General features: G+C 74.6%; 26 protein-coding genes. 8 read left to right on the top strand and 18 right to left on the bottom strand.

The window, feature by feature from the left end; genetic code table 11:
- Positions 1-153: 153 nt before the first annotated feature.
- From ACIPYS_RS28580 to ACIPYS_RS28570, 3 genes are all read right to left on the bottom strand, one after another.
- Complete coding sequence (locus ACIPYS_RS28580) at positions 154-804, bottom strand: carbonic anhydrase (RefSeq protein ID WP_093858695.1); 651 nt, start codon at positions 802-804, stop codon at positions 154-156.
- Between the two features lie 148 nt (positions 805-952).
- Positions 953-1696, bottom strand: a complete 744-nt coding sequence (locus ACIPYS_RS28575) for an anti-sigma factor domain-containing protein (RefSeq protein WP_400751245.1) — start codon at positions 1694-1696, stop codon at positions 953-955.
- Entirely contained in the window at positions 1693-2277 is a 585-nt protein-coding gene (locus tag ACIPYS_RS28570) for a sigma-70 family RNA polymerase sigma factor (RefSeq protein ID WP_400751242.1), read from the bottom strand. The genes ACIPYS_RS28575 and ACIPYS_RS28570 overlap by 4 nt, the downstream gene beginning before the upstream one ends.
- A 549-nt stretch (positions 2278-2826) precedes the next feature.
- Between ACIPYS_RS28570 and ACIPYS_RS28565 the strand changes: the two genes are divergently transcribed.
- The gene (locus ACIPYS_RS28565; protein WP_400751240.1) at positions 2827-4272 is read left to right on the top strand and encodes a hypothetical protein; all 1446 of its coding nucleotides are present in this window, start codon (positions 2827-2829) and stop codon (positions 4270-4272) included.
- Positions 4273-4411: 139 nt separating this feature from the next.
- Here ACIPYS_RS28565 and ACIPYS_RS28560 read toward each other — a convergent pair whose 3' ends face one another.
- Positions 4412-5191, bottom strand: a complete 780-nt coding sequence (locus ACIPYS_RS28560) for a DUF1062 domain-containing protein (RefSeq protein WP_400751237.1) — start codon at positions 5189-5191, stop codon at positions 4412-4414.
- A 388-nt stretch (positions 5192-5579) separates the two neighbouring features.
- On the opposite strand from ACIPYS_RS28560, the gene ACIPYS_RS28555 reads away from it, so the two are divergent.
- On the top strand, positions 5580-6122 hold the full coding sequence (locus ACIPYS_RS28555) for an EF-hand domain-containing protein (protein ID WP_093858691.1): 543 nt from the start codon (positions 5580-5582) through the stop codon (positions 6120-6122).
- Between the two features lie 100 nt (positions 6123-6222).
- On the opposite strand, the gene ACIPYS_RS28550 is transcribed toward ACIPYS_RS28555, so the two are convergent.
- The 3 genes from ACIPYS_RS28550 to ACIPYS_RS28540 all read right to left on the bottom strand — a co-directional run bounded on the left by ACIPYS_RS28550 (position 6223) and on the right by ACIPYS_RS28540 (position 9226).
- Entirely contained in the window at positions 6223-7254 is a 1032-nt protein-coding gene (locus ACIPYS_RS28550) for a hemolysin family protein (RefSeq protein WP_093858690.1), read from the bottom strand.
- On the bottom strand, positions 7251-8654 hold the full coding sequence (locus ACIPYS_RS28545) for a hemolysin family protein (RefSeq protein ID WP_400751234.1): 1404 nt from the start codon (positions 8652-8654) through the stop codon (positions 7251-7253). The genes ACIPYS_RS28550 and ACIPYS_RS28545 overlap by 4 nt, the downstream gene beginning before the upstream one ends.
- A gap of 206 nt (positions 8655-8860) precedes the next feature.
- Positions 8861-9226 (bottom strand): hypothetical protein, encoded by a 366-nt coding sequence (locus ACIPYS_RS28540; protein WP_400751231.1) that lies wholly within the window; start codon positions 9224-9226, stop codon positions 8861-8863.
- Positions 9227-9499: 273 nt separating this feature from the next.
- Between ACIPYS_RS28540 and ACIPYS_RS28535 the strand changes: the two genes are divergently transcribed.
- Together ACIPYS_RS28535 and ACIPYS_RS28530 are read left to right on the top strand one after the other, a co-directional pair.
- Entirely contained in the window at positions 9500-10489 is a 990-nt protein-coding gene (locus ACIPYS_RS28535; RefSeq protein WP_231978261.1) for a phospholipase, read from the top strand.
- A gap of 156 nt (positions 10490-10645) precedes the next feature.
- The gene (locus ACIPYS_RS28530) at positions 10646-11173 is read left to right on the top strand and encodes a GtrA family protein (protein ID WP_400751227.1); all 528 of its coding nucleotides are present in this window, start codon (positions 10646-10648) and stop codon (positions 11171-11173) included.
- Positions 11174-11251: 78 nt separating this feature from the next.
- On the opposite strand, the gene ACIPYS_RS28525 is transcribed toward ACIPYS_RS28530, so the two are convergent.
- From ACIPYS_RS28525 to ACIPYS_RS28495, 7 genes are all read right to left on the bottom strand, one after another.
- The gene (locus ACIPYS_RS28525; RefSeq protein ID WP_093858686.1) at positions 11252-11902 is read right to left on the bottom strand and encodes a LysE family translocator; all 651 of its coding nucleotides are present in this window, start codon (positions 11900-11902) and stop codon (positions 11252-11254) included.
- A 343-nt stretch (positions 11903-12245) separates the two neighbouring features.
- Entirely contained in the window at positions 12246-13259 is a 1014-nt protein-coding gene (locus ACIPYS_RS28520) for a lysophospholipid acyltransferase family protein (RefSeq protein WP_400751224.1), read from the bottom strand.
- A gap of 6 nt (positions 13260-13265) precedes the next feature.
- Positions 13266-14396 carry an NAD-dependent epimerase/dehydratase family protein gene (locus ACIPYS_RS28515; RefSeq protein WP_400751221.1) on the bottom strand — a complete coding sequence of 377 codons (1131 nt, stop codon included), beginning with the start codon at positions 14394-14396 and terminating at the stop codon, positions 13266-13268.
- A gap of 227 nt (positions 14397-14623) precedes the next feature.
- A complete protein-coding gene (locus tag ACIPYS_RS28510; RefSeq protein ID WP_003948845.1) occupies positions 14624-14722 on the bottom strand; it encodes a 30S ribosomal protein bS22 in 99 nt (32 codons plus the stop codon).
- A gap of 190 nt (positions 14723-14912) precedes the next feature.
- Positions 14913-15122 carry a helix-turn-helix domain-containing protein gene (locus tag ACIPYS_RS28505; RefSeq protein ID WP_045937940.1) on the bottom strand — a complete coding sequence of 70 codons (210 nt, stop codon included), beginning with the start codon at positions 15120-15122 and terminating at the stop codon, positions 14913-14915.
- Positions 15123-15371: 249 nt separating this feature from the next.
- Positions 15372-16568: an acetoin utilization protein AcuC gene (locus ACIPYS_RS28500; RefSeq protein WP_093865047.1), complete on the bottom strand. Its 1197-nt coding sequence runs from the start codon at positions 16566-16568 to the stop codon at positions 15372-15374.
- 69 nt (positions 16569-16637) lie between these two features.
- Positions 16638-17033: an HGxxPAAW family protein gene (locus ACIPYS_RS28495; protein ID WP_400751217.1), complete on the bottom strand. Its 396-nt coding sequence runs from the start codon at positions 17031-17033 to the stop codon at positions 16638-16640.
- Between the two features lie 106 nt (positions 17034-17139).
- Between ACIPYS_RS28495 and ACIPYS_RS28490 the strand changes: the two genes are divergently transcribed.
- Positions 17140-17625 (top strand): MarR family winged helix-turn-helix transcriptional regulator, encoded by a 486-nt coding sequence (locus tag ACIPYS_RS28490; RefSeq protein ID WP_093861602.1) that lies wholly within the window; start codon positions 17140-17142, stop codon positions 17623-17625.
- Positions 17626-17655: 30 nt separating this feature from the next.
- Here the strand turns inward: ACIPYS_RS28490 and ACIPYS_RS28485 are convergent, their stop codons facing one another.
- The gene (locus tag ACIPYS_RS28485; protein WP_400751341.1) at positions 17656-18843 is read right to left on the bottom strand and encodes an MFS transporter; all 1188 of its coding nucleotides are present in this window, start codon (positions 18841-18843) and stop codon (positions 17656-17658) included.
- A 419-nt stretch (positions 18844-19262) separates the two neighbouring features.
- Between ACIPYS_RS28485 and ACIPYS_RS28480 the strand changes: the two genes are divergently transcribed.
- Positions 19263-19625, top strand: coding sequence for a peptidoglycan-binding protein (locus ACIPYS_RS28480; protein WP_093861600.1), 363 nt, complete (start codon positions 19263-19265; stop codon positions 19623-19625).
- A gap of 66 nt (positions 19626-19691) precedes the next feature.
- On the opposite strand, the gene ACIPYS_RS28475 is transcribed toward ACIPYS_RS28480, so the two are convergent.
- Together ACIPYS_RS28475 and proC are read right to left on the bottom strand one after the other, a co-directional pair.
- Complete coding sequence (locus ACIPYS_RS28475) at positions 19692-20348, bottom strand: HAD family hydrolase (protein ID WP_400751212.1); 657 nt, start codon at positions 20346-20348, stop codon at positions 19692-19694.
- Between the two features lie 22 nt (positions 20349-20370).
- Positions 20371-21198: a pyrroline-5-carboxylate reductase gene (proC, locus tag ACIPYS_RS28470; RefSeq protein WP_400751209.1), complete on the bottom strand. Its 828-nt coding sequence runs from the start codon at positions 21196-21198 to the stop codon at positions 20371-20373.
- Between the two features lie 254 nt (positions 21199-21452).
- Between proC and ACIPYS_RS28465 the strand changes: the two genes are divergently transcribed.
- Together ACIPYS_RS28465 and ACIPYS_RS28460 are read left to right on the top strand one after the other, a co-directional pair.
- Positions 21453-21887 (top strand): hypothetical protein, encoded by a 435-nt coding sequence (locus ACIPYS_RS28465; protein ID WP_093861597.1) that lies wholly within the window; start codon positions 21453-21455, stop codon positions 21885-21887.
- A 109-nt stretch (positions 21888-21996) separates the two neighbouring features.
- Positions 21997-23328 carry a hypothetical protein gene (locus ACIPYS_RS28460; RefSeq protein ID WP_400751205.1) on the top strand — a complete coding sequence of 444 codons (1332 nt, stop codon included), beginning with the start codon at positions 21997-21999 and terminating at the stop codon, positions 23326-23328.
- Positions 23329-23347: 19 nt separating this feature from the next.
- Here the strand turns inward: ACIPYS_RS28460 and ACIPYS_RS28455 are convergent, their stop codons facing one another.
- Positions 23348-23875, bottom strand: a complete 528-nt coding sequence (locus ACIPYS_RS28455; protein WP_400751202.1) for a hypothetical protein — start codon at positions 23873-23875, stop codon at positions 23348-23350.
- Positions 23876-23918: the final 43 nt, after the last annotated feature.

The following is a 23918-nucleotide window of genomic DNA, read 5'->3' as shown; positions in this document are numbered from 1 at the left end:
GCGGGGCGCGGCGGGCAGCGACGGGTCTCGCGGGACCGCGACGCCCCGCGACGAGCCGCGACGACGCGCACGGGACCGCGACGACGCGCACGGGACCGCGACGAGGGGCACCGGACCGCCACGACCCGCCAGGGACCGGGCGGGCGGCGGGCCTCAGCCGAGGTCGCCGGCCGCCACGTCGACGCCCGCCGCGTCGCGGCCCGCGACCAGGTGGGCGGTGCCGTCGGCCAGGCGGTAGGACAGCCCGACCACGGCGGTGGTGCCCGCGGCGACCGCCTCGGAGAGGGAGCGGGAACGCTCCAGCAGCAGGTCGACGGTGTGCCGGACGTGCTCCGCGATGAAGTCCGCGTCCTCGGTGTGCCCGGCGGCGTTGGCGGCCAGCACGCTCGGGGTCACCCGTTCGACGACGTCCCGCACGTAGCCGGGCGCCGTGGTGCCGGCCGCCACGGCGGCCCGGGTGGCGGCGACGGCCCCGCAGGAGTCGTGGCCCAGCACCACCACCAGGGGGGCGCCGAGCACACTGACGCCGTACTCGATGCTGCCGAGCACCTCCGGCCCCGTGACGTGGCCCGCGGTGCGCACCACGAACATGTCACCGAGCCCCTGGTCGAAGATGATCTCGGCGGCGAGTCGGGAGTCGGAGCAGCCGAACAGCACCGCGAACGGTGCCTGGGCGGGCGCGGTCTCGGTCCGCCGGGCGGCGTCCTGGTTCGGGTGCTCGGGTATCCCGGTGACGAACCGGTGGTTCCCGGCCAGCAGCGTCTCGAGGGCTTCCCGGGGCGTCAGGGACTGTGTGTCGGTCATGGCCGCAGACTATGACGTCCCCGTCCGCGCGTCGTGGGCGGTACCGCCCACCGGGTCGTGGACGGCGGAGGAGGGACGGGCCGACGGCGAACGAGGACCGGCCGCCGGCGGACCTCGCCGCCGCGCCCCGCCGGCGTAAACCGGCCGGTCAGGCCAGCGGCAGCAGCATCAGGGGCGCGCCGGTGGGACGGGCCGAGCCGCCGGAGGGCTCCTCGGTCACCCCGACCCCGACGGCGCCGCCGACGCGGCCGGTGAGCAGCACCTGCCCGTCGCCCGCGGGCAGCAGGCCGGCCGGACGCATCGTGCCGCCGTCGCTGAACCAGAGCTGGTAGGTCCGCCCCGGCGGCAGCACGGGCATGCCGGTGACGAGGAACGCCGCCTGCTCCCGACCGGCCGACCACACCACCGTGCCGACGGCCGGGCCGGAGACCGCGGTGGAGGTGCGCGCGTCCGGGGCGGTCAGGAGGCCGTTGACGGCCGCCTGCTGCTCCCCCCGGACGCGCGCCCGCGCCTCGGCCCGGTCGGCCCGGTCGTGCTGCTGCACGGCGAGGGCGCCGAGCGCCGCCGCCAGGGCCAGGCACGCGGCCACCGCGGTGCGGGAGAGGCGTGGCCCCGGCCGCGACGCGCGCCGGAGCCGGGCGGCGGGCGCGGTCCGCGGCGGGAGCTGGCGGATCTCCCCGAGGCCGGCCAGCACCCGTGCTTTGAGCGCGGGAGGCGGCTCCACCGACTCGGCGGCCCCGAGCCGGGCCGCCGTCACCTCGAACTCGGCGACCTCCAGCGCACAGGCCGGGCACCGGGCGAGGTGCCGCTCGAACGCGGCCCGCTCCTCCTCGGGCAGGGCGTGCACGGCGTACGCGCCGGTGAGGGCGTGCAGGTCGGGTGCCGCGTTCATGAACCGACCCCCAGGCAGTCGCGCAGGCGGATCAGACCGTCCCGCATCCGGGTCTTGACGGTGCCGAGCGGGGCGCCCAGCATCTCGGCGACCTCGGGGTAGGTGTACCCCCGGTAGTACGCCAGGGTGACCGATTCGCGCTGGAGCCGGGTCAGCGAATCCAGGCACCGGCGGACCTGCTCGCGCTCGAGCCGGCCCTCGACCTGCTCGGCGACCTCGTCGAACGCGGGTGTGTGCGAGCGGGCGGCCACCTTCTGCTCCCGGTCGGCGGCCGCCTGCGCCGTCCGCACCCGGTCCACCGCCCGCCGGTGGGCCATCGTCAGCACCCACGCCATCACCTCGCCGCGTTGCGGTTCGTACCTGGCGGCGGTGCGCCACAGCTCGAACATCACCTCCTGGGCGACCTCCTCCGACTGCGCCGGATCCCTCAGCACCCGCCGGACCAGACCCAGCATCGGTGCGGCCACCGCGTCGTACAGCCGGGAGAACGCCTCCTGGTCGCCGAGCGCCGTCCTGGCGACCAGTTCCTTCAGGTCCGGGCCCCGGTACCGAGGGCCCGAGAGGTACACGACGGCGTTCACCGGCCCGTCCCCCCGCGACCGGCGGCACCCCTGGCCGCGATCGACTGCCGGGGCCTGCCGCCGGGTCGGCAGCTGCGCATGAAGACCTCCTGGGTCCAGTGGGAAAGCACTCCGTCGTCATTCGCGGCTGCCGGGCGGGCGGATTGCTCCGGAAACCGGAAGCCGAACCCGAACCTGCAGTCCGGAACGCGGGGAGCCGTCTCGCACAGTGGCCGGGTACTCGTCCCCGGTCGCGGCCTCGGTTAGAGTCCCTGGCATGACCCTGCTCGTGAGCCGTCGCCATGTCGACCATGGTCGTGCCACCACCACGAGCTGTCGCCACGTCGCCTGACGCGGCCCGTACTTCGCCGACGCCTCGGCCGCCGCACGAGACCGGCCGCCCCGGAACCCGAGCCGATCGGCCCCGTTCCTGTCCGCACGCACGCACATACCCGCACCCCCGCGCACGTACCTGAGTACGCGTGCGGTGCGTCCGCGTGCCGCGCACGAGCGGGACGGCACGGCCACGGTTCCCCCTTTCCCCCTCGACCCCAGGAACGGGATTCCTCCATGTGCCCGCGCACCCGACGCGCCGTCCGTACCGCACTGACCCTCGCCGCCGCGGCTGTGCTCTGCACGCCCACCACCGCCGCCCAGGGAGCCGGCGGCACCTTCGGGCCGCTGCCGCCGCCGAACCCCGCCACCGCCGCGAACGGCACCGCGACGATGCACGGCGACAGCGCTTCCAGCGACACCACGCCCTACCCAGGGCCCGGCAGCGGCGCCGTCGACTGGAGCCGCACGGCGCTCGCCTCGGCCTGCCCGACTGTGGTGATCGGCAGCGACCGACGCCCGGTGGTCCTCTGCACCACGATCTTCGGGCAGACCCCGACCGTGCACCTGCTCGACCCCGGGAGCGGCGCCGACCTCGCCTCCCTGGCACTGCCCAAGGGCAGCCTGTTCGGCGGGGTCTACGCCTACCTCGACCACGCGGACGCCCTGGTCCTCGTGGACGGCGGCAACGACCTGCTGCGGATAGGCCATCACCCCACCGCCGGCGGATGGGAGCTGACGGTGGACGAGCGGACCCCGCTCGGGGCGGCCGTCCCGGCCGGGGACAACATCGTCGGTCTCAGCCCCGGCTGGGACGGCCGGGTGTGGTTCGCCACCGGCGGCGGAACCGTCGGCACGGTCGACACCACCACCGGCGCGGTCCGGACCCTCAGCACCGGTGAGGGCGTGCAGAACAGCATCTCCACCGTCCCCGGCCACACCGCCGTCGCCACCGACCACGCGCTCTACCTGCTGACCGAGTCCGCCGACGGCACCCCGACCGTCGAGTGGCGCGCCCCCTACGACCGGGGCCCCGGCCGCAAGCCCGGCCAGCTGAGCTGGGGGACGGGCGCGACGCCCAGCTTCTTCGGCCCCGGGACCGGCACCGAGTACGTCACCGTCACCGACAATGCCGCGCCGCACGAGAACCTGCTCGTCTACCGGGTCGCCGGCGGCCCGACTCCGGTCTGCAGCACGCCCGTGCTCACCCAGTTCCCCGCGAGCGGGACCGAGGACGCCGTCATCGCCTCCGGCCGCAGCGTCTTCGTCACCAACACCTACGGCTACCCGTACCCCGCCCTCCCGGCCGGGGCGCCCGCCAGTGTTCCGGCCTCGGCCGGGTTCGACGGCGGAATGACCCGCGTCGACCTCGATGCCGACGGCAACGGCTGCCACCCGGTGTGGAACAGCAAGGTCAAGTCGGCCGCGCTGCCGCGGCTCTCACTGGGTGACGGGAAGATCTGCACCTTCACGGTCAGCGGCCCGACCGGCACGGTGGGGGCGCAGACCTTCGCCTCCTACTCCTACGCCACCGTCGATCCCGGGACCGGCGCCCAGCTCTCCAGCTCCTGGATCGGTCTCGGGCTGCTCTACAACCCGCTGCAGATGACCGGCACCACCGGACCGGACGGAACGCTCTACCAGGGTACCGAGACCGGCGTGATCAGGGTGACCCGCCGCTGACGCGACCGGGACGACCGACCGGGACGACCGACGCCACTGACGCGACGCGACTCGACTCGACGCGACGGCTGCGGCACGGCGGAGGCCGGCGGGCCCGTCCCTCCTCCGGGACGGGCCCGCCGGCCTCGGTCCGTGAGGGCTACGCCTGCTTCGGAACCCTCACCCCGGCCGCCCGTGTCGTCCGGCTCCGTACCGGAACGACCGGTCGGCCGACCGCCGTCGCCCGGCGCGGGGCCCCCGGGCCCGGCGCCGGCGCCGGCCCGCTCGGGGTCGGGCCGGTCGGGGTCGGTCCGGTGCGTCCGGCGTCGGGCGTGCCGGGGGACTTCGCGTGTTTGGCCGCATCGACGGAACCCGGTCCGTGGATGGTGAGTTCGAAGTCCTGGTGCGCCTTGGCGTCCGGCGCGAACGGCAGGCGGATCCGCCCGTCCGCGACCAGCCGGCGCACCTCGGCCCGGCTCAGGCCGAGGCCGAGCTGGAGCAGCCGCTCCACCCGGACCGGTGCGGGCAGTTCGAAGCGCACCCGCACCGGGAGCGGGTTCGGGTCGTCCAGCGCGTACAGCGGCATGCGGGTCTCCAGCCGCCACGTCCCGGTCCAGTCGAGCCGGTACCGGTTCTTCGCCGCGAGCGACGCGCTGGTCACCAACTCCCGCACCACTGAAGGGTCGTTGATCTCGTACGCCACCAGCCGGTCCGGCTCCAGCGACGAGACGTGGGCACGCTCGTGGACGGGCACCTTCGAGGTCCGGTCGCACGTGGCGCAGCTCAGCAGCAGCCACACGTCGAGCATCTTGCCGCTCGCGTTGACGCGGATCTTCCCCGAGGCGCGGTGCCGCGTGCCGGGGCAGTCCGGACAGGGCCGGACGACTGCGGGCAGGGCGGACTGACGCACGGCCCACAGGGCCTTGCGGTCGGTATTCATGAGTGTTGGGTGCTTTCAGGACTCAGCAGGAGGGCGTGCCGAACTCACTCGGCGGCTCCCGCTCTGCGACGGATGCTCACGAGGGGCGCGCCCCATCGCCCCGGGGCCGGATCGTCAGGCTCCGAGGTCGATCGCGCGACAGGTACGTACTACGTGGCGGTCAGCAAAAGTCCATGCGGGAGATGATGATCGGGACGGCGGCCGGGGGCAACCGAATTTCCCGTGCCCACCCCACCCCTTAGCACAGTGGGGGCCGTCCCGGGGCGGTTGTGCCGGGAATCCCCGGCTCTTCCGCCGAAGCCCGACGGGGCCGTGCGCCGCGCGTCTACAGTCGCCAGCCTGTCGCCACAGGTGGTGGCGCGACGGCTCGGCACAGGGAGGCCCGTCCATGGCCGACGAGTTCCAGCGGCGCAAGCTCCGCAATGTCTTCGCCGCGTTCGACACCGACGGGGACGGCTGCCTCCGGCAGCACGACTTCGTGGCCCTGGCGGAGCGCTGGGGGCGGCTGCCGGCCGTCCGGCGGGACCCGGCGCTGGGTGCGCGGGTCGACGCGCTCATGCTGGGCTGGTGGGACCACCTGCTCACGGTCGCGGACGCCGACCACGACGGCAAGGTCGACATGGAGGAGTTCCTGACCCTCGTCGACCGGCTCCCCGCCCTGCGGGACGTGGTCACCGCGACCGCCGACACCGTCTTCGACGCGGTGGACGAGAACGGCGACGGCCGGATCTCCCGCGCCGAACACGGCCGGCTCGTCGACATCTGGCACGGCCGGACGGTGCCGACCGACGACGTCTTCGACCTGCTGGACCTGGACGGCGACGGCTACCTCAGCCGACCGGAGTTCGCCCTCCTGTGGGAGCAGTTCTGGATCAGCGCCGACCCGTCCGACCCCGGCAACGCGATGTGCGGCCGGATCCCGGAGCAGTGACCGCGGTCGCCGGGCCGAGGTCTCCCGGTCCGGGCCGGGCAGACCGGGGCCCGTGCCGCCCGCGCGGTGCGGGGGCGGCACGGGCCTCAGGGGCGGAGCGTCAGCGCGCTCCGGCGGCCGGGGCCGGACCGACCAGTTCCTTGAGGACGTCCTCCATGGTGACCAGGCCGAGCGGGGTCCCGTCGGCCGTGACCGCCGCCGCGAGGTGGGTGCCGGAGCGGCGCATCGCGGTCAGGACGTCGTCGAGGGGCATCGCCGCCGGGACGCGGGCGATCGGACGGAGCGTGCCGGGCGGGAACGGCCGGTCGCGGGTGCCGTCGTGCTCGAGGGCGTCCTTGATGTGCAGGTAGCCGTCCACCCGCTGGTCCGGGCCGAGCACCGGGAAGCGCGAGAAGCCGGTGCGAGCGGCGAGCTGCTCCAGTTGCGCCGGGGTGGTGCCGGGGCCGGCGAAGACGATCCGCTCGCGCGGCGTGACGACCTCGGAGACGGGCCGGGAGCCCAGCTCCAGGGCGTCGCGCAGCAGCTCGGTGTCCCGGGCGCTGAGCAGTTCCGCGTCCGAGGAGTCCTTGACCATCCGGGCGAGCTCGTCCTCGGTGAACACCGAGGCCACCTCGTCCTTGGGCTCGACCCTGAGCAGGCGCAGGATCCGGTTGGCGAAGCCGTTGATCGAGAAGACGACCGGTCGCACCGCCCGGCAGGTGGCCACCAGCGGCGGCACCAGCAGCAGGGCGGCCCGCTCGGGCGCGGCGAGCGCGAGGTTCTTCGGGATCATCTCGCCGAGCAGCATGTGCAGATAGGTCGCCGTTCCCAGCGCGATGACGAAGGCGACCGGGTGGATCAGGCCCTCCGGCACGCCCAGGCTGTGGAACGGCGGCTCCAGCAGGTGGGCGATCGCCGGTTCGGCGACCATGCCGAGCACCAGCGAGGAGACGGTGATGCCGAGCTGGGCGGTGGCCAGCATGGCGGAGACGTGCTCCAGGCCCCAGATGACGGTGCGGGCCCGGCGGTCACCGGCCTCGGCGAGAGGTTCGACCTGGCTGCGCCGCACCGAGATGAGGGCGAACTCGCCGCCGACGAAGAAGGCATTGGCCACGATGGTGAGCAGGCCGACGATCAGCTGGACCGCGGTCATCGGTTCCCCTCCTCGCGCTCGGAGCGCTTCTCGGAGCGGTGCTCGGGCCGGTGCTCGGGACGGCGCTCGGTCCGGTCCTCGTCCGGGGAGTCGGCGGGCTCGGGGGCGGTGATCCGCACCCGCTCGGCGACGTGGTGGGCGACGGCGCCGACCTCCAGGGTCCAGCCGTCGACCTCGACGGTGTCGCCGACCTCCGGGATCCGGCCGAGCCGCTCGGCGATCAGGCCGGCCAGCGTCTCGTACGGGCCCTCGGGCACCGGCATGCCGATCGCCTCGAGCTCGTCGGCGCGGGTGATGCCGTCGGAGTCCCACCGGTGCCGGCCGTCGTCGGCGGTGCCGAGGTCGACCAGGTCGGGGGTTCCGGTGGGGTCGTGCTCGTCGCGGACCTCGCCGACGACCTCCTCGACGATGTCCTCCAGGGTGACGATGCCGGCGGTGCCGCCGTACTCGTCGATGACCACGGCGAGGGTCTCCTCGCCGCGCATCCGGTCCAGGAGGCGGTCGACGGTGAGGCTCTCGGGGACCAGCATCGGTTCGGTCATCAGCGCCGAGACCCCCTGGGTCGCCCGCCGCTCCACGGGCACGCCGAGCGCGTCCTTGATGTGGACGGTGCCGACGACGTGGTCGAGGCTGTCCCGGTAGACCGGGAAGCGGGACAGGCCGGTGGCCCGGGTGAGGTCGGCGACATCGGCCGCGGTGGCGTGCTCCGCCAGGGCCTGGACGTCCACCCGGGGCTTCATGACGTTCTCCGCCGTCAGCTCGCGCAGGTTGAGCGAGCGGATGAACAGCTCGGCGGTGTCGGGCTCCATGACGCCCTCGCGGGCGGAGTGCCGGGCGAGCGCGACCAGTTCCTGCGGGGTGCGGGCGGAGGCGAGGTGCTCCGCCGGCTCCAGGCCGAATCGCCGGACGACGCGGTTGGCGCTGTTGTTCAGGTGGCCGATGAACGGCGCGAAGGCGGCCGAGAACCAGTACTGCGGGGCGGCCACCACCTTGGCGACCGCCAGGGGCCGGGAGATCGCCCAGTTCTTGGGCACGAGTTCGCCGGCGACCATCAGCACGACGGTCGACAGCAGCACGCCGAGGACGAGCGAGCCGGTCTCGGCGGCGGCCTCGGGCAGGCCGACGGCCTCCAGCGGGCCGCGGAGCAGCGCGGCCACCGAGGGCTGCGCGATCATGCCGATCACCAGGCTGGTGATGGTGATGCCCAGTTGGGCACCGGAGAGCTGGAAGGTGAGGCGCCGGACGGCCTTGAGCGCGGTCGCGGCGCCCCGCTCACCGGCTTCGGCAGCCCGCTCGACGGCGGCGCGCTCCACGGTGGTGAGGGAGAACTCCGCGGCGACGAACAGGGCGCAGGCCGCGGTCAGGAGCAGGGCCAGGACCAGCAGGAGCACCTCGGTCACCGGGTCACCCCCGCCCGGGTCGGCGCGTGCGGGGGGCGGGGAACTGCTGGGTGCTGACTGGGAGGTTCGTCCATCGCGGGGACCGCGACTCCTTCGTGCGGGGGATGATCGGTTCTACAGAAGTGTAAAGGAATGGCAAATCAGTGCGGCGTAAGGCCCGGGTCGCCACGCGTTCCCGCGCGCGTGCCGACCCGGGCCGGGCGGTGTCACGCCGCCCGGCGGCGCCGGAAGATCGCCCGCAGGGCGAGCACGATCGCGACGATCAGCCCGATCACGAAGAGCACGATCAGCAGGACGACGACGATCACGGCGATGCCGAGCTTCTTGAAGAAGCCGCCCTTCTTCTTCTCGTCCTTCTTGTCGCCCGCCGCGAGGGCGGTGCCGTGGAGGGTGGCGGGGGCGGCGGGCGCGACGACGGCGACGCCGGCGGCCGGCCCGGCCGGGGCGACCGCCGCCCCGGCCCGGGCGACGGCGGGGGAGACCGTGGCGGCCAGGGCCGCGGCGGGCGCGCCCAGCACCAGCCCGGCGGCGACGAGGGCGGGGGCGGCCTTCGCGAATATGCGCGACTTCACTGCTTCTCCTGTCGTTCGGTGCTCGGCGTGACGTGACCGGACCGGGTCCTCCGTCAGCCGACTTCTACAGCACTGTAGATGATCTCCCTGAACGAGTACCGCGACGGGTCGGCAGGCCGGCGGGCCGATGGCGGCGGGTCGGCCGTCGGCTGCCCGGTTCTCCGCGAAACGCCCCGTTCACCGTACGTTGACGCACCGTTGGTGATATCGATTGTCGGAGGACGGACAAGAAAAGTGCCGAAGCGGCACGAACGACCAGAAGGGAGCGACCTCGTGACGACGACCCAGCACCCGCGCGGCATCCGCCCGCGCCTGCTGAACACCCTGGTGGCGGCGCTGTGCGGGATCCTCGGGGCCACCGCGCTCGCGTCCCCCGCACAGGCCGCCGACACGCGCCGGCCGGTCTACGCCGTCGCGCACCGGGTGGACACCCTGGACGGGGTGGACGCCGCGATCGGCCACGGCGCCAACGCCATCGAGATCGACGTCTGCGCCTGGTGGAACCCGAACGAGTGGCGCGCCTGGCACGACTGCTCCTCGGCCGGCGAGAACCGCCTCGGGCCCAGCTTCGACAGCATGCTGGACCGCATCCTCTCCCATGCCGCCGCGGGCCGCCGGCTGTCACTGGTCTGGCTGGACATCAAGGACCCGAACTACTGCGGCGAGGCGCCGAACCGCACCTGCAGCGTCGCCGGTCTGCGCGACAAGGCCCAGCGGCTGACGGCCGCCGGGATCCAGGTGCTCTACGGCTTCTTCGAGTACCACGGCGGCAGCACCCCGGACGTCGGCGGCCGGGGCTGGCAGAGCCTCGCGGGCCGGCTCGGTCCCCTGGAGGGCATCACCACGACCGGCACCCGCGACCAGGTGGTCGGCGCCTTCGACCGCTCCGGCTCCGGCTTCCCGGCCGGCCGGCGGGTGATGGACTACGGGGACAGCGACATCACCAAGGGCTTCGGCAACTGCACCGAGGCCACCTGGAACACCTGCGCCGAACTGAAGAAGGGCGCCGCCGACCGGGCTGCCGGCCGACTGGCGGCCACCTTCTCCTGGACGACCACCTACAACGACCCCTGGTACGTCGACAAGCTCCTCGGCGACGCCCGGGTGGACGGCATCATCGCGGGCTACGGCGCCTTCACCGGCGTGCGCGAGTACGACAACAGCTGGCAGTGCGCCAACGCCGTCAATCTCGTCCGCGACTGGGTCGGCCGCCACAGCGGCACCCACCGGATGGCGAACAGCGGCGACCGGCTGTTCCGGTAGGGCACGCCCCCGTCTCATGTGGTGCCACTGTGGTGCCACATGGACTGGACATGGCGCCATCGCTTACGCCATGCTGATGCCAAGGGGAAATGCGCGCTCCCGGCCCGGTGGTCGGGGCGCGCGTTCCGGGGGAGCGGGAACCGGAGGGGGCGGATCGTGGCGGCAGTACGGCGCCGGGGGCGGGCGGAGGTCGGGGGCCTGGTCGCCTTCGCCCGCTTCGTGGTCTGCGGCGGCGGGGTGGGAGTCGCCGCGAGCTTCGCCGTGGCGGCCCTGGCCTCGTGGCTCCCGCAGGTCCCCTGGGTCCTGGTCAACGCGCTGGTCACCGTGGTCTCCACGCTGCTCGCGACCGAGCTGCACGCCCGCTTCACCTTCGGCGCGGGCGGCCGCGCGACCTGGCGGCAGCACGTCCAGTCGGCCGGATCGGCGGCGGCCGCGTACGCGGTGACCTGCTCGGCGGTGCTCGTCCTGCACCAGGTGGTGGCACGGCCCGGCGCTCTCGCCGAGCAGGCCGTCTACCTCTCGGCCTCCGCGCTCGCGGGCGTGGCCAGGTTCGCGGTGCTGCGCCTGGTCGTGTTCGCACGCACCCGGTCGGCGGCCGCGACCGCGGCCCGCCCCCTGAGCGTCGCCGTCGCCCGGGCCCCGATCGCGGCCGCCGACCCGACGGGACTCTGCCGCGCGGCCTGAGCGCCGGCCCGGGGTGCGCGGCGCGGCCCGAGCACCGGGCCGCGCCGCGCACCGCCATCGGCGGTCAGCGGTCAGCGGTCAGCGCAGGGCGACCGCCGCGCCCGAACGCTCGGTGGCGATCCGGACGGCGAAGCCGGCCAGGGCGGTGCCCACCACGTAGCGGTGCACGCGCTGCCAGAGCGGGTGCCGGGAGAAGAACCCGGCGACGGAGCCGGCCGTGACGATGAAGAAGGCGTTGCCCGCGACCCCGACCACGATCAGGGTCAGCCCCAGCACCACGCCCTGGAGGCCGACGTGGCCGCGGGACGGGTCGACGAACTGCGGCAGCAGCGAGATGTAGAGGATCGCCACCTTGGGGTTGAGCAGGCAGGTGAGCAGGCCCATCAGGAAGAGCTTGCGGGGGCTGTCGTGCTCCAGTTCCTGCGGTGCGAAGGCCGATCCGCCACCGGGCCGGACGGCCTTCCAGGCGAGCCAGAGCAGGTAGCCGGCCCCGGCCAGCTTGACCGCCAGGTAGATCTCCGGCACCAGCGCGAAGACGGTGGCGATCCCGGCGGACACCGCGAACAGGTAGACCAGGAAGCCGAGGGCCACCCCGGCCAGCGAGGTCAGCCCGGCCCGGCGGCCCTGGGCGATCGAGCGGGAGACGAGGTAGATCATGTTCGGCCCCGGCGTCATCACCATGCCGAGTTCCACCAGTGCGATTCCCGCGATTGCTCCCAGCCCGACCACAGTGCTGCCCCCTCGTACGTACGTTCGCCGGGAGGGAACCTAGCAGGTCACGGCAGGGCTGGATCCGGCGGGGCTGGATGCGGCGGGGGGGGGGGCGGGGGGGGGGCCGCCCCCCCCCCCCCCCCCCCCCCCGGGCCGCCCCCCCGCCCCCGCCCCCCCCCCCCGCCGGGGGGGCCGGGGGGGGGGGCCGGGGGGGGGGGCCGCGGGGGGGGGCCCCGGCCGGCGGGGGGGGGGGGGGCGGGGGGGGGGGGCGGCCCCCCCCCCCCCCCCCCCGTCCCCCCGGCTCCGGCGGGCGCCCGGTCCGGCGAGCCCGGTCCGGAGCGCCCGGTCCGGAGCGCCCGGCTCAGAAGAAGACCGAGCGCCGCCGCACCAGGAGCTGGTACAGCGTGTGCTGGATGGTCTCCCGGACCTCGTCGGCCAGGTCGAAGACCAGCATCGGGTCGTCCGCCGCCTCCACCGGGTGCCCGTCGGTCGCGATCGGCTCGCCGAACTCGATGATCCACTTGGTCGGCAGCGGCACCGCCCCGAGCGGGCCCAGCCACGGGAAGGTCGGCGTGATCGGCACGTACGGCAGGCCCAGCAGCCGGGCCAGGGTCCGGAAGTCGCCGATCATCGGGTAGGTCTCCTCGGCGCCGACGATCGAGCACGGCACGATCGGCACCCGGGCCCGCAGCGCCGAGGAGACGAAACCGCCCCGGCCGAAGCGCTGGAGCTTGTACCGCTCGGAGAACGGCTTGCCGACCCCCTTGAAGCCCTCCGGCCAGACCCCGACCAGTTCGCCGCGCTCCAGCAGCGCCTGGGCGTCCTCGTTGCAGGCCAGGGTGTGCCCGGCCTTGCGGGCCAGCTCGTTGATCCCCGGCAGGACGAACACCAGGTCGGCGGCGAGCATCCGCAGGTGCCGGTGGTGCGGGTGGTGGTCGTGTATCACCACCTGGGTCATCAGCGCGTCCAGCGGGATCGTCCCGGAGTGGTTGGCGACGATCAGCGCGCCGCCCTCGGCCGGGATGTTCTCGATCCCGCGCACCTCGATCCGGAAGTACTTCTCCGCCAGCGGCCGCAGCAGCCCGAGCAGTACCTCCTCGGTGAGCTCCCGGTCGAAGCCGAACTCGTCCACCTCGTAGTCACCGGTGATCCGGCGGCGCAGGAAGGCGAGGCCGTCGGCGGCCCGGTCCTCCCAGCCCTTGCCGAACGCACGGGTCGCGGCGGCGCCGAGCCGTCCGGCCAGCGCACCGCCGACGGCGCCGGCCACCCGGTCGGCCAGGCCGGAACCGTCGGCCGGCGACTCGCTCCAGCTGGGGGCGGACTCGATCGGGATGACCTTCGCCTCGCCCGGCGCGTTCTCGGCGGCGGCACTCATGCGGGTTCAGCTCCTCGGTCGGTGCGGTCGGGCGGGGGCGCCCGGGGCGGGGGTGGCCGGGCCGGTGGTGCGGCCGGCCTCCGGGCCGAGCAGCGCGGCCAGTCCGTCGGTGACGGCGGTCAGCCGCCGGGGCGGCAGCAGGCCGGGCGACTGCGCGGCGGCGAAGTCCGCGAAGGCTTCCGGAGTGCTGAACACCGGGCGGTAGCCGAAGGCCTCGCGCAGCCGGGCGGTGTCCACCACCCGGCCGTGGGTCAGCAGCCGCAGGTGCTCGGGCGAGACGTCGACCAGCCGGGTCTGCCGGGCCAGTCCGGCGATCCAGCTGACCGCCGGCAGCAGCAGCGGCAGGGTCGGCCGGCCCAGTCGGCGGGCGCACTGGGAGAGCAGCAGCACCCCCTCCCCGGCGACGTTGACGGTGCCGGTGTTCACGGTGCCCGGCTCGGCCGGGAAGGAGGCCCGGCAGAGCACCTCGACCACGTCGTCCTCGTGCGCGAACTGCAGCCGGGGGTCGTAGCCGAGCACGGTCGGCAGGACCGGCAGCGCGAAGTAGTCGGTCAGCGGGGTGTCGGCGCCGGGGCCGACGATGTTGGCGAACCGCAGCACCGTGACCGCGACGTCCGGACGGCGCCGGGCGAAGCCCCGGACGTAGCCCTCCACCTCGACCGCGTCCTTGGCGAAGCCGCCGCCCGGCAGGGTCTTCGGCTGGGTCCGCTCGCTGAAGACGGCCGGGTCGCGCGGTGCCGAGCCGTAGACGCCGGTGGTCGACTTCACCACCAGCCGACGCACCCCCGGCGCCTTCTGACAGGCGCCGAGCAGCTGCATGGTGCCGATCACATTGGACTCCTTCACCGCGGAGCGGTTGGTGGAGCCCAGTCCGGTGGCGCTGACCGCGAGGTGCACCACGGTGTCGACGCCGTGCTCGGCGATCACCCGCGCCACGGCGGGGCGGCGCAGGTCCAGCTGGTGGAAGCGGTACGGCGCGGCGGGCCCGTCCGGCTCGGCGAGCGCGCGCAGCGCCGGGCCCGGCGGCTGCACGTCCACGCCGACCACCAGGTCCACCCCCGGCCGGCGGCGCAGCTCGGCGGCGAAGCGGGCGCCCAGGTGCCGGCCGACGCCGGTGACGAGCACGACCGTTCCCACAGCGCTGCACCCCATTCCTCGGCCCGGGAGACCTGCGTGCACCGTACCGCGCCGCCCCGGCGGGCCGGGAAACGACCGGGCCGGTGACGCCCGGACCGGGGGAAGGAGCGGAGGAAGGAGCGGGCCGGGCGCGGAGACCGGGCCCGGAAAACGGCACCGCCCGCCCCGGCCGGAGGGCCAGGACGGGCGGTGCCAAGCGCTGGGCGCGCGAGCGCGGCCGGGGGCGCTTACTTCTTGTTGCGACGCTGAACGCGCGTGCGCTTGAGAAGCTTGCGGTGCTTCTTCTTGGCCATACGCTTGCGACGCTTCTTGATGACAGAGCCCACGGAACAACCCTCGCTCACTGAGACTCTCGCCCGTGAGAGACGGAGTCCATACGACTGACGTGAGGGCCCAGCCTACCGTCCACTCGCCCAGGGTCGTAATCGCACCCCGGGAGCAGGCGAACCGCAGGCGAATCCGGAGCGAACGGAGACGGGGCCCACCGGTGGTGGACCCCGCCCGGACCGGCCTTGCCTACGCGCTCTCGAGCCGCACGTAGGACTCCTTGAGGTACTCGTGCACTGCCTGCTGGGGCACCCGGAACGAGCGGCCGACCCGGATGGCGGGCAGCTCGCCGCTGTGCACCAACCGGTAGACCGTCATCTTGGAGACCCGCATGACCGCGGCCACCTCGGCCACGGTCAGGAAGACGACGTCCTGCAAGGGGCGTTCGCCGGAACTCATGACCATCACCCGACCCTTACCCGTGTGCAAGGCACCGGCTTCCCCTCCGGTGACTCCACCGGCACACGTGTATCCCCAGAGTAGTTATGGGTGGTACCAGTGGGAAGAGGGAGAAGCCCAGTCCTCGTACGGTGAGGGATAAGCCGGTTGCAGTACGTAGTCGATCGGCGATCTGTACCGGTCGGCCTGCGCACGGAACGCGACCGGACACCAGGTCCTCACAAACGGACGGCGGCCTTCGGCATCCGGTCAGGGCAGCAGGCCGTGGTGCGGCAGGACGGCCCGGCGGGCGGCCAGGATCGCCTGGTCGAGGCGGTCGGCCGGATCGTATCCCGCGTCGAAGTCGCGCCAGACCGGACGGGCGCCGTCGGTCATCCGCAGCGGCGCGGGGCCCCGGGTCCGCCGGTAGACCTCGGCGCGCCAGGACTCCGGGGTCTCGGTGGCCGGGTCGACCGGCCGGCCCGCGGCGGTGGCCACCAGATGGGTCCAGGCCCTCGGGACGACGTCGACGACCGCGTAGCCGCCCCCGCCGAGCGCGATCCACCGGCCGTCGGCGTGCTCGTGCGCCAGCCCGTGCAGTTCCTCGGCGATGGCCCGCTGGGCGTCCACCGTGACGGCGAGGTGGGCGAGCGGGTCCTCCAGGTGGGTGTCGGCACCGTGCTGGGTGACCAGGACCTGCGGGCGGAAGGCGGCGAGCAGCTCGGGCACCAGGGCGTGGAAGGCGCGCAGCCAGCCGGCGTCCCCGGTGCCGGCCGGCAGCGGGAGATTGGCGGCGGAGCCCTCGGCACCCGGGCCGCCGGTCTCGGTGCTCCAGCCGGTCTGCGGGAAGAGCGTGGCCGGGTGCTCGTGCAGCGAGACGGTGAGCACCCGGGGGTCGTCCCAGAACGCCTGCTGGACGCCGTCGCCGTGGTGGACGTCCACGTCGACGTAGGCGATCCGCTCGGCGCCGAGTTCGAGCAGCCGGGCGATGGCGAGCGCCGGGTCGTTGTAGACGCAGAAGCCGGAGGCGCGGTCGGGCATCGCGTGGTGCAGCCCGCCGGCGAAGTTGACGGCGTGCGGGGTCTCGCCGCGCCAGACGGCCTCGGCGGCGGCGACCGACTGGCCGGCGATCAGCGCGGAGGCGGAGTGGACGGCGGGGAAGGACCAGTTGTCGTCGGTGCCGAGGCCGTGCCGCGGATCCTGCCGGTCGGGGTGGGCGGCGGCGCGCTTGACCGCCTCGACGTACTCCGCGGTGTGCACCAGGCGGAGGGTGGAGTCGCCCGCGGCCGGCGCGGAGCGGACGGTGACGCCCGGTCCGCCGGCCAGGCCGAGGTCCTCGACCAGGCGCATGGTGAGCGACAGCCGGGTGGGGTCCATGGGGTGGCCCGGGCCGAAGTCGTAGGCGGTGACCGCCTCGTCCCAGAAGAGGTGCAGGCCGCAGGAGGGGTCGCGCTCGGCGTCGGGCATGGCCTCCACCGTAGTGGGTGGCGGCCGTGCGGCCCGGCAACGGGTCCTTGAACGCCCGCGGTACGGGAGTCAGACCCGGGCGCCCGCTCCCGGGGCGGGCGCGGCGGCGGGCGCGGCCGCGCCGACGGTGGCGCGGGTCGCGGCCGGGCCGGTGGCCCGGGCGGACCGGCGGCCGGCCAGCCGGCAGCCGAGGCAGTCGGGGTGGCCGTGTCGGCCGGCCGGGTCGGGGGTGCGCCAGTGCCGCAGTTCCGGCGGCCGCGGCCCGGTGGCCTTGCCCCGGCCGGCCAGGTGGAGCGCCCAGGCGGCGAGGGCCCCCAGCAGGATCAGCGCCGCGCCCGCCCAGAGTCCCGACCCGGAGCCCGCGACGAAGGCGGCGCCCGCGACGGCGAAGCCCAGGGTGACGACGGCGGTGCCGGTCCAGCCTGCGACGGTGTGGCCCATGTCGTGATCGGCGTGTGCGCCCATGTGTCCTCGTTTGGTGTGATGGACGGGTCCGCCCGGGCTCCCGTCCGCGAACGGACTGATGTCTTATCTCACGAGGTAAGTAACTTAGATGCTAAGGAGATTTCCCGTGGAGGGCAAGCCGCGCCCCGAGGCGTCGCCCGAGCAGGCGCTCTACGCGATGGACCGGATGATCGCGCTTGCGCAGTTCGGCCAGCAGGACATCGCGGCGCGGCTCGGCCTGAACGTCACCGACCTGACCTGCATCGGCTTCCTGATCGAGGCGGCGACGGCCGGCGAGGCCCTCGCCGCGGGCGACCTCGCCGAGCGCGCGCAGCTGACCACCGGTGCGGTCACCGGCGTGATCAACCGGCTGGAGAAGGCCGGGTACGCCCGGCGCGAGGCCGATCCGGGCGACCGGCGCCGGGTGCGGGTGGTGCTGGAGGCGGCCGCGCAGGACCGGATCATGGAGGTCTACGGACCGTTCTACGGACGGATCAACGGCCTCTTCGCCGACTACACCCCGGCCGAGATCGCCGTGCTCACCGACTGGTTCAGCCGCGCGAAGGCGATCCTGGACGAGTCACTGACGGAGATCAGGGAGGCGACGCCCTGAGTCCGGCCCCCGCTCCCCCGGCGGCGCGCCCTACGGCGTGCCCCGGACGGCGTCCCGAACGGCCGGACCGGCGGACGGACCGGCGGGCGCCGGGGACGACGCCGCCGGGGCGAAGCGGTCCGCCAGCGGCAGCACCGCCAGCACCAGCAGCATCGGCGCCAGCAGTGCCCAGCGGTACGAACTCGCGTCCGCGAGTGCCCCCACCAGCGGCGAACCCACCAGGAACCCGACGTAGTTGAACAGATTGAGCCGGGCCACCGCGGCGTCCGAGTCGGCCGGGAACAGCCGCCCGCCGGCCGCGAACACCTGCGGGATGATCGCGCAGATCCCCAGCCCCAGCACGGTGAACCCGGCGATCCCGGCCCAGGCGGCGGGCGCGGCGGCGGCCAGCGCGAAGCCGAGCGCGGACAGCGCGGCTCCGGACCGCACCACCGGGACGGCACCCCAGCGCTGCACCGCGCGGTCGCCGAGCGCCCGGCCCAGCAGCATCGCGACCATGTAGCCGAGGTACGAGAGCTTGGCGACGTCCTCGGGGCTGCCCAGACCGTCGGTCAGGTACTTGACGCTGTAGTTGGAGACCGAGGCGTCGGCGATGTAGGCGAAGGCCATCACCAGGCAGAGCGGCAGCAGCGGCCGCCAGGGGATCGACCGGGCCGCGGCCGCGGCGGCCTCCCGCACCGCGTCGCCGAGTTCGGCCGGTCCGGCGAACCGGCGCCCGGCCAGCAGCGCGAGCGGAGCGACCACCCCGGCCGCCGCCCCGAACAGCACCGGCAGGCCGAGCCCGAAGTGCGCGCCGAGACCCGCGACGGCCGCGCCGACGATGCCGCCGAGGCTGAACGCGGCATGGAAGCCCAGCATCACCGAGCGCCCGTAGCGGTGCTGGAGCCCGACCCCGAGCATGTTCATACTCGCGTCCAACGCGCCGACCAGCAGACCGAACGCACCCAGGGCCAGGGCCAGTTGCCAGAGCTCCTCGCCCAGACCGGCGGCGGCCAGAGTGGCGCAGACCGCCGGCTGGACCACCCGCAGCACGGCCCGCGCGCTGGTCCGGCGCACCAGTCGCTCGGAGGCGATCGACCCCACCCCGGCCAGTACCGGCACCGCGGCCAGGAACAGCGGCAGCAGCGAGTCGCTCAGCCCGTAGCGGTCCTGGATCTCCGGGATGCAGGTGACCAGCAGGGCGAAGGTGACGCCCTGGAGGAGGAAGCTCGCGGCCAGTGCGGCCCGGCCGGCCCGGAGCCGCGGCGTGACCGGGACGCTCCCGCCCCCCGCGCTCCCGTCCCCCGCGTCGCTCCCGGAACGGCAGGCACTCTCGGTAGGCACATCCACCTCACTACTGGCCGGTACGGCGGTCGGTGGCGAGAGCGTAGGCGCTGACGGGCGTTCGCGGGAGGGGGTGTGCGCGTGGGACGGCCGATCGGCGGCCCCGGACCCACCTGCGGCGTCGTCGCCGGCGCCGTCCCACAGCCGTCCCACAGCCGTCCCACAGCCGTCCCGGGACGGGGTGGGGACGGCTCGGGACGTTCCGGACCTTGGTCGTCGGTCCCCGGACGAGCAGAGTCGTCGCCAGTCCGGCACCGCGCCGGACGCACCGACCGTGTGCCGGCCCCGGCACGCGTTCACAGGGAGGGAACCCCATGCGCAGGATCATCACCGGCCTGGCCGTCGCCGGTCTCGTGTTCGCCGGCGGCGTCTCCACCGCCACCACCGCCTCCGCCGCGAGCAGCGGCCAGCCCTGCTCCGAGTGGAGCACCGCCGAGCCGCTGCTGAAGGCCGGTGCCACCGGTGACGCGGTGCGCGAGCTGCAGTGCGAGCTCAACCGCTCCATCCACCCGGACCGCGGCTACAAGCTGATCGCCGACGGCGTGTTCGGCCAGGCCACCCGCAACGCCGTCCTGTACTTCCAGAACTGTGTGCACATCCAGCAGGACGGCGAGGTCGGTCCGCAGACCTGGTCGAAGCTGGACTACTGGAACGTCCAGCCGAACTACGCCTGCTGATCGCTCACCATGAGAACGGGGTGGGGCACCGGCGCCGGTGCCCCACCCCCGGGCGGTCCCGGAGCGCTACCGGTCGAGCAGCGCGGCGGCCTCGGCGAGGTCCCCGATCAGACCGGTGGCGCCCGCCGCCGTCAGCCTCGCCGGGTCGGTGAGGGCGGTGTAGCCGTACACGTCCATCCCGGCGGCCCGGGCGGCCAGCACACCGTTGACGCTGTCCTCCAGCACCAGGCAGCGGGCCGGGTCGACGCCGAGGGTGCGGGCGGCGTGCAGGAAGAGGTCGGGCGCCGGCTTGCCGACACCGACGTCCTGCGCGCTGAAGATCCGCTCCTCGGGGAACCACCCGCGCAGACCGGTGACGTCCAGGGCGGTGCGGATCCACTCGTGGTGCGCCGAGGAGGCCAGGCAGAACGGCACGGAGCTCCGCCCGAGCTCCTTCAGCAGCGCCTCCGCGCCCCGCACAGCGGTGAGTTCGGCCCCGAACGCGGCGAACACCCGGGCGTGGAACAGCTCGTCGAAGCCCTCCGGGAGCCTCGCGCCGTCGTGGCGCTCGGCGATCACGTCGTGGATCCGGTGGGCCGCGGTGCCCATGAAGTCCCGGTAGGAGTCCTCGATCGTGGTCGGGTAGCCGAGTTCGGTGAGGTACTCGGCGAGCAGCCGGTTGGAGAGCGGCTCGCTGTCCACCAGCACACCGTCGTTGTCGAAGATCACCAGGTCGTAGGCCATGCGGCCGAGCCTACTGGGCGGCCTACCTGCCGCCGGAGGCCAGCTCCCGGGAGCGGTCCCGGGCCGCCTCCAGGGCGCTCAGCAGGGCCGCCCGCACCCCGTGGTTCTCCAGCTCGCGAATGGCCGAGATGGTGGTGCCGGCCGGCGAGGTGACCGCCTCGCGCAGCTTCACCGGGTGCTCCCCGGAGTCCCGCAGCATCACCGAGGCGCCGATCGCCGACTGCACGATCAGGTCGTGCGCGACCTGCCGGGGCAGCCCGAGCAGGATGCCCGCGTCGGTCATCGCCTCGACCAGGAAGTAGAAGTACGCCGGGCCGGAGCCGGAGAGGGCGGTCGCCGCGTCCTGCTGGGACTCCGGCAGCCTCAGCGCCTTGCCGACCGAGCGGAAGATCTCCTCCGCCCGCTCCAGGTGCGCCTCGGCGGCGTGCGACCCGCCGGAGATGACGCTCATGCCCTCGTCCACCAGGACGGGCGTGTTCGGCATCACCCGGACCACCGGGGTGCCGGGCGCCAGCCTGGCCTCGAACCAGGCGGTGGGGATGCCGGCCGCGGCCGAGATCACCAGCCGGTCGGGGGCGATGTGCGGCGCCAGCTCGTCCAGCAGGGTGCCCATGTCCTGCGGCTTCACCGCGAGGATCAGGGTGTCCGCGAGCTTGGCGGCCTCGGCGTTGCCCACCGCGCCGACCCCGTACCTGGCGGCCAGCTCGACGGCCCGCTCGGGCCGGCGGGCCGTCACCAGGACGTCCGCCGGGTCCTTGCCGGCCCGCAGCAGACCGGAGAGCAGGGCCTCCCCGATCTTGCCCGTGCCGAGGAAGGCGATCTTCTGTCCGTGTGCCGCGCTGCTGGTCATGGCCGCTCCTTGCCTACGGTCCCGGGTCCCACTGCCCCGGCCATCCTCGCACCGCGCCCGGCCCCCGGGCGGCACCGTCCACTCTGCGGGCACCCCGCGCGGTGGCACCCCCGGAGGGTGTCCGCCGGGTCCCGCCGGGGCCGCCGGGGCCGTGACGCGAGCACCGCGGACACCCCCTAGGGCGAATCTCGGGGTTCTCCCCTATGGCCCGGCGGTGGGCGCGGGCGCACCGTGGAGGCATGGCACACGGAGAGATGTCCCGACGTGAGAACCGGCAGGTCGCCGTCGCCGCGGCGACCTTGGGCCCGTGGCGGACGGCCGCGGGGGTCGGTGCACTGGTGGGGGCGACGGACCTGGTGATCGATCTGATCGACGGGGACTGGTCGTCGAGCATGCTGGCCGGTCCGGCCGGCGTCGCCCTGTTCTTCTTCTTCCTGGTCGGCACGGTGGGCGGCCGGCTGCGCCGCGACACCACCGACCGGCGGCTGGCCGCGTGGGCGAACGAGCATCCCTGGCAGGCCGCGCTCCCGGCGGCGGGCGGACTGCTCCTCCTGAACACCCTGGTCCAGCTGTTCCTCGGCGACGCGGGCGTGTTCGAGGCGTTCTTCACCTCGCTGTTCCCGGCGGTCATGGTCCTGGGCGTGGCGGGGGTGGTCGGCTCGGTGAAGCGCGCCCGCGACAAGAACTGACGTTCCGGGAGGAAACGGGTGGTCGGCCGCCCGGCCCGCGCCGGGGGTGTTCACCCGGTGGTGCGGCCCCGATCGAACGTCCGTCGCACCCCCTCGGCATACTGGCGCGATGCCGATCGCCGAAGACCCAGAACCGCGCCCGTCCGGGCATCCGAAGGACGGGACGGACGGGAAGGACCCGTTCGCCGACCTCGTGCTCGACGAGGAGTTCGTCCGCGGCGCGACCGTCAAGGAACAGGCGGGCCGCACCCGGATGCTCGCGGCCCGCTGGCAGCACACGCCGCCGGTCGACCCCGGCGGCCGCCGGTCGGTGAACGACGGGCCCCGGCCGAAGCGGCGCTTCGCCCGCCGGCCGCGGCCGGTCGACCCGTGGGGCAACCCCCGGCCGCGCCGGGCCCGGGAGTGGCGGACGCCGCTGTTCGTGGTGCTCACCGTCGCCCTGGTGCTCGCCGCGCTGAACGTCGACGGTCTGCGGTCCTGGTACTCGACGCGGTTCGGCGACGGCTCCGGGTCCGCCGCCGCGCCCGTGCGGAGCGTCGCGCCCGAGTCCGGCCGGCCGACCACCGCGCCGCCCCCGGTCGACCCGGCGCAGCCGACCGTCGACCGCCCCTGGGCGGGCTCCCCCGCCGAGAACTGGCCCACCGGCATCGAGGTCTTCGGGCCCGATCCGAGCACCGTCACCAGGATCGGGGTGTTCGGCGCCGACCAGGTCGCCGCCCAGGTCGAGCTGGTCAAGCGGTACCTGGCGGCCGCCAACCTGGACCCCCGGACGGTGGCCGGCGGCCGGCCGGAGGCGGCCCTCGCCCTGCTCGGCCCCGAGGACCGGGCGGAGGCCGAGAAGGCGCTGGCCACACCCTCCTACGACGACGACCCGCTGACGTGGTTCAGCCGCTTCGACGCGCGCGACGCGATCCCGGTCGGCGGGGTCTACCGCGTCCAGGGCTCGATCAGTGTCGAGGGCGACGGCAAGCGCGGCGTGCTGGTGCACACCGACTTCACCTACGTCTACCCGCTCCGGCCCGGCCCGGACGCCGCCGGGCGCGCCGCCGCGCCCAAGCCCTCGCTGTCCCCGCGCCCGCCGCGCGACCCCGCCCCCGGCGGGAACGCCACCGCGAAGCCGGTCGGCCTGGTCACCCCGGTGGCGGACGTGCCCGGGGACACCTGGACGACCCGCACCGTCGTGCGCCGGGCGGACACCTTCCGCTTCTACGACCCGGCGAAGTTCTCGGTCGAGCGGGACCGGCTCTACTTCCAGCGGCACCTGTCCGAGTCCGGGAACAGCGAGTGCGGGGTGTACGACGGCTGGTACCACCCGCAGTTCGACCAGTTCGCGGCCGCCGGGGCCCCGAACCCCGACCAGTCCGGTCCGACCTCGGACCCGTACGACCGCCGGGGCGAACTCAGCACGGACGGCCTCTGCGGGACCGTCAGCCGCAGCTGACCGGCGCCGGGCCGGTGGCTCAGCGCTTGCGCCGGCCCCGGCCCGGGCCCGTGCTGCCGGGCCGGCCGCTGCGGCCGGCCTGCCGCCGCTCGTGCTGGGCGAGCGCCTGCTCGTAGGCGGCCCGGTGGAGGGCCTCGCCGGGGGCCTCGCGCAGGGCGCGGAGGAAGTAGGCGAGCAGGGAGCCGACCCCGCCGATCACCCAGACCACGCCGAGCGACCTGTCCTCGGCCATCCAGCCGGTCAGCGCGTCCCGGCCCTCGGTGAGCAGCTTCCAGGTGCGCAGCGCGGCGAGCAGCGAGCAGACCGCGACGGCGGCGACCAGCAGTCCGTTGAGGAAGCCGCCGTTGTCGGCGACCTGGATGCCCTCGACGGCGAGGCGCAGCACGAAGGCGCCGGCCGCGGCGGCGAGCAGCGCCCCGACCGGGACGAGCACGCGGCGCAGCCGGTAGTCGCCGCCGCGCCCGACCCAGCTGGTGCCGAACCAGCGGATCGGCTGCGGCTCGGGGGCGCCGGCGGGCTGGGTGCTGGGGGTGCGTTCCTGGGTCACGGATCCGATTATCCCCGGTGGCCGGGAAAGCCGGAGGCGCCGT

The sequence above is a fragment of the Kitasatospora sp. NPDC089913 genome, assembly GCF_044748625.1.
Lineage (GTDB): Bacteria > Actinomycetota > Actinomycetes > Streptomycetales > Streptomycetaceae > Kitasatospora.
The sequence above is the reverse complement of the archived record's forward strand: the minus strand, read 5'-3'. Positions and strand labels throughout refer to the sequence as shown.

Bases quoted from the DNA above. Each gene is read 5' to 3' on its own strand.
- ACIPYS_RS28520 (WP_400751224.1), bottom strand. From the start codon at position 13,259: ATGAGTGCCGCCGCCGAGAACGCGCCGGGCGAGGCGAAGGTCATCCCG.
- ACIPYS_RS28465 (WP_093861597.1), top strand. From the start codon at position 21,453: ATGTCCCGACGTGAGAACCGGCAGGTCGCCGTCGCCGCGGCGACCTTG.
- ACIPYS_RS28505 (WP_045937940.1), bottom strand. From the start codon at position 15,122: ATGAGTTCCGGCGAACGCCCCTTGCAGGACGTCGTCTTCCTGACCGTG.
- ACIPYS_RS28475 (WP_400751212.1), bottom strand. From the start codon at position 20,348: ATGGCCTACGACCTGGTGATCTTCGACAACGACGGTGTGCTGGTGGAC.
- ACIPYS_RS28460 (WP_400751205.1), top strand. From the start codon at position 21,997: ATGCCGATCGCCGAAGACCCAGAACCGCGCCCGTCCGGGCATCCGAAG.
- ACIPYS_RS28575 (WP_400751245.1), bottom strand. From the start codon at position 1,696: ATGAACGCGGCACCCGACCTGCACGCCCTCACCGGCGCGTACGCCGTG.
- proC (WP_400751209.1), bottom strand. From the start codon at position 21,198: ATGACCAGCAGCGCGGCACACGGACAGAAGATCGCCTTCCTCGGCACG.
- ACIPYS_RS28560 (WP_400751237.1), bottom strand. From the start codon at position 5,191: ATGAATACCGACCGCAAGGCCCTGTGGGCCGTGCGTCAGTCCGCCCTG.
- ACIPYS_RS28555 (WP_093858691.1), top strand. From the start codon at position 5,580: ATGGCCGACGAGTTCCAGCGGCGCAAGCTCCGCAATGTCTTCGCCGCG.
- ACIPYS_RS28580 (WP_093858695.1), bottom strand. From the start codon at position 804: ATGACCGACACACAGTCCCTGACGCCCCGGGAAGCCCTCGAGACGCTG.
- ACIPYS_RS28500 (WP_093865047.1), bottom strand. From the start codon at position 16,568: ATGCCCGACGCCGAGCGCGACCCCTCCTGCGGCCTGCACCTCTTCTGG.
- ACIPYS_RS28495 (WP_400751217.1), bottom strand. From the start codon at position 17,033: ATGGGCGCACACGCCGATCACGACATGGGCCACACCGTCGCAGGCTGG.
- ACIPYS_RS28565 (WP_400751240.1), top strand. From the start codon at position 2,827: ATGTGCCCGCGCACCCGACGCGCCGTCCGTACCGCACTGACCCTCGCC.
- ACIPYS_RS28550 (WP_093858690.1), bottom strand. From the start codon at position 7,254: ATGACCGCGGTCCAGCTGATCGTCGGCCTGCTCACCATCGTGGCCAAT.
- ACIPYS_RS28480 (WP_093861600.1), top strand. From the start codon at position 19,263: ATGCGCAGGATCATCACCGGCCTGGCCGTCGCCGGTCTCGTGTTCGCC.